5 protein-coding genes and 1 pseudogene are annotated in these 4,960 nt (G+C 56.9%); 3 read left to right on the forward strand and 3 right to left on the reverse strand.

Annotated features, from left to right (window positions below; translation table 11 throughout):
- Nucleotides 1–72: 72 nt before the first annotated feature.
- Nucleotides 73–603 (forward strand): hypothetical protein, encoded by a 531-nt coding sequence (locus VJV58_RS16590; protein ID WP_324138452.1) that lies wholly within the window; start codon nucleotides 73–75, stop codon nucleotides 601–603.
- Between the two features lie 111 nt (nucleotides 604–714).
- On the opposite strand, the gene VJV58_RS16595 is transcribed toward VJV58_RS16590, so the two are convergent.
- The 3 genes from VJV58_RS16595 to VJV58_RS16605 are packed head-to-tail and all read right to left on the reverse strand — an operon-like array spanning nucleotide 715 to nucleotide 3,556.
- The gene (locus VJV58_RS16595; protein ID WP_324138453.1) at nucleotides 715–1,593 is read right to left on the reverse strand and encodes an ABC transporter substrate-binding protein; all 879 of its coding nucleotides are present in this window, start codon (nucleotides 1,591–1,593) and stop codon (nucleotides 715–717) included.
- Nucleotides 1,590–2,564, reverse strand: a complete 975-nt coding sequence (locus VJV58_RS16600; RefSeq protein WP_324138454.1) for an MBL fold metallo-hydrolase — start codon at nucleotides 2,562–2,564, stop codon at nucleotides 1,590–1,592. The genes VJV58_RS16595 and VJV58_RS16600 overlap by 4 nt, the downstream gene beginning before the upstream one ends.
- Entirely contained in the window at nucleotides 2,564–3,556 is a 993-nt protein-coding gene (locus tag VJV58_RS16605) for a tripartite tricarboxylate transporter substrate binding protein (protein ID WP_324138455.1), read from the reverse strand. The genes VJV58_RS16600 and VJV58_RS16605 overlap by 1 nt, the downstream gene beginning before the upstream one ends.
- A gap of 142 nt (nucleotides 3,557–3,698) precedes the next feature.
- Between VJV58_RS16605 and VJV58_RS16610 the strand changes: the two genes are divergently transcribed.
- Entirely contained in the window at nucleotides 3,699–4,505 is an 807-nt protein-coding gene (locus VJV58_RS16610; RefSeq protein WP_324138456.1) for a helix-turn-helix domain-containing protein, read from the forward strand.
- A 196-nt stretch (nucleotides 4,506–4,701) separates the two neighbouring features.
- A pseudogene (locus VJV58_RS16615) lies at nucleotides 4,702–4,960 on the forward strand (Crp/Fnr family transcriptional regulator); the annotation flags it as partial.

The raw sequence follows: 4,960 nt of genomic DNA on the forward strand, positions 1-4,960 counted from the left end.
CGATACTACTGCTTTGCGACGCATTGAATAAACTGACGAGTATGCGCGGCGGAATACGCAGGATTCGACGACATGGAGTCATATGTCTGCCTAATTACAATTTTGGCCGCAGCATTTCTTGGCTGGGTATTGCTTGAGTTGCTAGGCCGGCCGATCCGAGCGTTATTTGAGCTTCGGCGGAAAGTTCTCGAGCAGATCCTGGTTCGTGGGAATATTTCTTTGCCGAAGCCGCGGGAAACGGCGGTTAGCTCTCGGGAGATTCACGAGTATGATCAGGCTATGCGAAATGCGAGAGAAGCGCAGCGCATCTTCAGTGAACTCGGTTCTCAACTGCTGTCATTCAGCGAAAACGAGCCGGGCGCTTGTAAAGCAGTAGCTGCATTTGGTTTGAATCCCCTAGTTGCCGGGAGCGGCTTGGTTAGATTATCGGCTGCCTATTCCCGGCGCGACACCGATCGCGGCGTCCTGTGCAATCAAATCCAAAAAGCCCTTCGGTTGACCGACGCTGCTCCCGCGGCTCGTCGCCAATTCTCAAACCGTCGTCGTGAGATCCAATATCAGACCAGATCCGGCTACGTCCGCGACATGAGCCTGTCTAGTTGAAGCCTTGTGCAGCCGAAGGCGACATCCTATTTCATTCAATCACTTCATCTGCGAGGGCGGTCAACGATGCAGGAATGGCCAAGTGCAGCAATTTGGCGGTTCGCATATTGATCAGGAACGATAAATAATCGGTCTTTGAATGGGAAACTCCGCGGGCCTGGCGCCGCGAAGGATCTTACCAACGATGCCGCCCACCTGTTTGAGCAACTCGAAATTGTTCGGTCCATATGAAGCGAGACCTCCGACTTGCGCGTAGATCGGAAAAAGACCGATCGATGGCAACCGGAATTCTCGTCCGAGATCTGCAATGACAGACGCTTGATCTACGAATATGGGTGATGAGTGCACCAGCATTGCATCGACTTTCGCGTCGACCGCGCGCCTGAACGCGTCGCGAAATCCGGCTGGAGTATCCACCCCAAGGCTCACCGTTTCCAGCCCAAGATTGCGGGCGGTGGCTTCGCCCGATTTCAGTTTGGTTTGGTCCAGATGCGCATCATAAAATAAAGCCACCTTTTTGATCTGAGGCAGCATTTCCTGGATGATCTGAATCCACTTGCTCGCAATTTCAGGCGCATCGAAGAAGATGCCGGTTACATTGCCGCCGGGCCGATTCAGACTTTGCGCCGCCGCGGTAGCGATGGGATCTGATTCCAGATCAAGCGGGACGATAGGAATGGTTTGAGATGCTTGCCTCGCAGCTACAAGACTGCCCGAGGCAATCGCAACAATGATATCTGTGCTGTTTGCGAGTTCGCCTGCATATCTGGCGAGCAATCGATCATCGCCGCCTGCCGATCGCACTAGCAGGACGGCTTTTTCGGTGCCTAGTTCGTTAACCAGTCCCTCCGTGATCAAGCGCTCCCGCTCCGGCCCCAGCACGCCTGGAAAAAGCACGCCAACCTTTCGCGCTGCGCTGTTCTGCGCACGGATCACCAATGGCCACGCTACGGCAGCGCTCAGCACAGCAGTGAACGCACGACAGTTCATTTTGATTCTTCCGAGACCAAGGGAAGTGAATCGGGCATGGAATTTTTGCTTTGAACGGATAGGGCCGAGAGCCCGTGAACTGCTCCCGGGGTTCGATGCATCGCGACCGTCTCGCCGATGTCAAAAGCGGTAAGATCCTCTCCAACCGCGAGCGGCCCCGAATAGGTTTCACGGGTCTGCGCGATCAACGCTTCGATCGAGGGCGCAGGAATGCGCTCGCTCGCGAGCATGACAAGATGGGTAAAGGCGGCCAGCTTGGGCTTGGCACGCGCGAACACCAGCCCGGCCTCGCGAGGTGAGGTGTGATGCGCAATGATGCGTTGGATGCGAGTTTCTAAAAGAAGCTCCGGCGGGGCCATCGCTACTTCGTGAATGAGAAGATCAGCCCCGCTGCCATAGCTAATGACATTTTCGTTGTAGCGGGTGTCGCCTGAGATAACGGCAACGCGGCCGTCGTATTCTATTCGGAAGCCGTAAGCCGGCTTGATGGCATCGCCGTGATCTACGACAAAGGCGATGACTCTCAATCCGCCGGCTTCATAGACCGTGCCGTCATGCTCAAACTCGTGGACTGTGATTGCTGCATAGTCTCGCACCAATTTCTCATCCTCGACGCGGATGTCTATGTCGCGCGCGTAGGCGGCTTCGAGATGTCGCATCATGGCTTGCGTGCCGGTGGGGCCGATGACATGGAAGGGGTTGCGCCGTGATCCAAAATGAGAGTTCAACCAGCCCGTGAGCCACAGGTCCGGAATGCCGACGGTGTGGTCGGAATGGAAGTGGGTCAGGAAGAGCGCATCCAGCCTGCCGATCGGCACACCAATCTGCGATAGCCGGATTGTGGCGCCGCGCCCGGCGTCAATCAGGATCGTTTGATCGCCGGCTTCGATCAGCGTGCTGGGGCCGAACCGCTCGGGGTTGGGGATAGGAACTCCCGTCCCGAGCAGCGTCACGCGGAATCTTGATGCCATTATTCTGCGACCTTCATACCCGCATCGGTCACCACCATCTGCCAATGCTTGATCTGAGACTTGACGAGCACGCCGAGTTCTTCGGATGTACCACCGGCCGGCTTGGCGCCAAGCTTTGCAAACGCCTCGCGAACCGCTGGCTTTGCCAGAGCCTTGTTGATGGCAGCGTTCAGGCGCGCGATGCTTTCCTTGGGCGTACCGCGTTTGACCGCGTAGCCCGTCCAATCTTCAACCACGAGCGAAGGAAATCCAGCTTCAATGATGGTAGGAACGTCAGCTAGTGCCGCCACTCGTTGCGGCGCGGTGACGGCGAGTGCACGAAGCTTGCCGGTTTTGATCAAGTCAATCACGGGAAGCATTGTAATAAACATGAACTGGTTGGTGCCGTTGAGGAGGTCGCCGATCGCCTGGGGAAACTGCGCGTAGGGCACGTGTTGCGCATGAACACCGGTCTGGAGCTTGAATTGCTCTCCGATGAGATGCGCTGGGGTTCCGAAGCCACCCGAAGAAAAAGTGAGCTTGTCGGGCTGGCGCTTTAGTAGCTCGACGAGTTCTGCAACCGATTTTGCCGGCACGTCGGGATTCACGACCAGGACGTTATATGAAACAGACGTCTTGATGACCGGTTCAAAATCAGAGTCCAGGCGGTAGGCGATTTTGGGAAGCAGCGACGGGGCCGCTACCGAGGGGACTGACATTGCGTAGAGCGAAAGCCCGTCCGCCGGCTGCTGCAACACATCGCTCGCCGCGATTGTCGTCACACCACCGGGCCTGTTCTCGACGATGACGCGCCAGCCCTCGGCCTCCGACAGCTCTTTGGCTACGATCCTGCTAATGATGTCAGACGGTGTGCTGGCCGAGAATGGGCAAACGAGACGAATAACCCCGGAGGGAAAAGCGGGCGGCTGCGCGCGCAGCTGAATGCCGCTGGCCAGAACTGCACCAACCGATAATGTGCATACAAGCGCCCTTCGTGTCACGGCAGTCATCATGGCTCAATTCCTTGAATTTCAGATGTAACCGAATGACAGGACGGTCTACCCATTCCGATCTCCATGCCATGGAAATCCGCGTGCTTTTCATTCAGCGGAATGCTACGTTCCGCTGAGCGGAATGCACCTTGAGGTGTGGAGCATGTCCTCAGCGAAAACGATCGCCAGTCTCGAGCGAGGTCTGCGCGTTCTCCAAGCACTGCAGATGCAGCCCGATTCTTCGCTACATGAGATTTACAATCTTACCCGTATTCCCAAGCCAACCCTGCTGCGTATTCTCCACACGCTTCAGCAGTCTGGAGTTGCCACACGGCGGCTTGCTGATGGACGATATCGAACTGGATCGAACCTCACTCATTCGCCGACGAGGCGCGATCATCGCGATCGCATTGCCGAAGTAGCGGCTCCGGTGATGGAGAGGCTTTGCCGGCGTGTGTCCTGGCCATCGGACCTGATGGTGCCGGCGGGCGACCACATGGAAATCCGTGAAACCACCCGCACGCGCACTCCATTTATCATGATGCAGGAGCGCGTCGGTTTGCCCGTAAATTGGCTTTTGTCCGGTGTCGGGCGTGCCTATCTGGCGTTTTGTCCGCTCAAGGAACGTCAGCAAATCATCGAGCTCTTGCGTTCCTCATCTAAAGCTGAAGACCGGTTGGCGCGGGATCCCAAGCGACTGGACGCGATTCTCCAGGAGACGCACGCACGTGGATTTGGCACGCGAGATCCAAGCCACGTCGGGGGATACTACGGAGGACTGCCACACGCTGATGGGTTACTCTCGATCGCGGTCCCGCTGCGTGACGGGGCACGCGTAATCGGATCAATCAACATGCTTTGGCTGAAGCCAGCGCACACCGTTGAGGTGTTCGCCAGTCGCTATCTGCCGGAATTGCAAGCCGCCGCCGTTGAAATCGTGGGCTCTCTCCGCAATCGCTCTCGTCGCTGAGCGCATTTGAACTGTTGCGCCTCCGCCTGCACGATCTGGAACTTTCGAACGTCCGGAGAACCATGCTACTTGAGGCGAATGAACTTGCGTTTATTTGGTGAACGCTTATTTTAACCACATCACCGGCTCGGCTCTGTCCGTAGGCGTCGGTGGCTGAGAGTTTTGTGCTCCCGCCTGCAAGGCAAGGGAGCGCATTATGCCTCACAGCAAGAATTTCCTCCTCAACCGGTTGGATGCTGACGTTCTTGATCGCCTGTCGCGAGACCTTTCCGTCATCCAGCTCCCTCATGGTCAGGTACTCGCCGAAACGCACGAACGCGTGGAAAAAGTATATTTCCCCCACGGCGGCATTATCTCCTGCGTCGTCGAGACCATCGGCGGCGGTGCAATCGAAACCGGCATGATCGGCAACGATGGGGCATTTGGTTCGAGCCAAGCGCTCGATGACAAGGTGT

It is taken from the genome of Bradyrhizobium sp. (assembly GCF_035273305.1).
Classification (GTDB): Bacteria; Pseudomonadota; Alphaproteobacteria; order Rhizobiales; family Xanthobacteraceae; genus Bradyrhizobium.